General features: G+C 67.8%; 1 protein-coding gene. It reads right to left on the minus strand.

Features of this window, described 5'->3' with window-relative positions:
• Nucleotides 1–265: 265 nt before the first annotated feature.
• The coding region (locus DP106_RS15405; RefSeq protein WP_120086657.1) for a squalene/phytoene synthase family protein at nt 266–1,025 on the minus strand (760 nt) is incomplete at its 5' end.

The raw sequence follows: 1,025 nt of genomic DNA on the forward strand, positions 1-1,025 counted from the left end.
CCGCGCGAGTCGACGAAGGGTGTATTTAAATTATATAAATCGAGCGAACGGGGAAGTGGCGACGCCGGAACGCGTGTGACGCGTATTGTTCACCCGATTTCTTCGGGGTGATTTGTAAATTCCGGGCGAACCACAGCGCTCGCACGTCCGACGACCCGCGTCCCGCGCCGCCGCCGAAACGTTAACACAGTCGTGCGGGGACCCGACCGGTTCCGAGCCGGGGTCCCTCTGTCGAGGAAAGCCCCGCCGTTCATGACGGGGGGTGTCACTCGACGTCGCCGGCGCGGTGAAACGGCGTCCGGGCGACGACGTCCCGGAACTCCGCGACGGTGTCTCGACTGGCCGATGACGCCGCCTCCAGCACCGCGAAGACCTCCTGGCGAGACACTTTGACGCCGGCGTCGGTGAGCGCGTCCTCCGGGCGCTCGTCGAGTTCGCGGAGCGTCCCGACCGCGAGGACGTACGGGACGAGCCACGCCGAGAGCGTGTTGCCCTGCCGGAGCGGCATCGCCTCGAGGTACGCCTGGGCCTCGTCGAGACACGATCGGGCGAGGTCGGCCGTCCGGGCGACCACCCGGGCGGAGCCGTCGCGGTGTTCGGGGTCGACGACGGCCTCCTGGGGGACGCCCTCGGCTTCGAGCCACTCCGCAGGGAGATACACGTTGTTCTCTTCGCTGTAGTCGTCGTAGACGTCCTTCGAGACGTTCACGAGCTGGAGTAACAGCCCGAACTCCTCGGCGGTGTTCCGCATGGTGCGGACGCGGCGTTCGTCGGCGCTGCCGTGTGCGAGCAGGTTCGTTATTAGCGTTCCCACGGTGCCCGCGGCGTAGTAGCAGTACTCCTCGAGTTCCTCGCGGTCGCCGATCCGGAGTCCCCCCTCGTCGGCGTAGCGCTCGACGAACATCGCCATCCCGTCGATCATCTCCTGGACCGGCGGCCGAACCGCCTCCTGGACGTCCGCGGGGAGGTCGTCGAACGTCGCGACGACCGTCGGGGCCTCGGCGCCGACTGGGAAGTCGTCGCCG

Source organism: Halonotius pteroides, assembly GCF_003605635.1.
GTDB lineage: Archaea > Halobacteriota > Halobacteria > Halobacteriales > Haloferacaceae > Halonotius > Halonotius pteroides.